Here is a 234-nt window from a genome sequence, read left to right on the forward strand (position 1 = left end):
AGTTCACGAAAAAATCAGAGTCTGGAAAAAATCATGAGTAAGAAAATGATTATTCCGACAGGCTCCTAGGGTTTCAGAAAATCCTCGTCAATGGATCTTGGTGGTTAACCCTACGGCCGGGCGTTTTCGGGCACCACGGATCGCAGAAGAGGTAAGGCAACTGGGCGGAAATCATGGCTTGGATATTTTTGTCTATGAAACTTCTCCTGACAAATTGGACCGGATTTTAGATTT

1 pseudogene (only partly in view) is annotated in these 234 nt (G+C 44.0%); it reads left to right on the top strand.

The window, feature by feature from the left end:
• Window positions 1–100: 100 nt before the first annotated feature.
• Window positions 101–234, top strand: a pseudogene (locus A2048_04330) (hypothetical protein) (it continues 964 nt past the right edge of the window).

The organism is Deltaproteobacteria bacterium GWA2_45_12 (assembly GCA_001797365.1).
Classification (GTDB): Bacteria; UBA10199; UBA10199; order UBA10199; family UBA10199; genus UBA10199.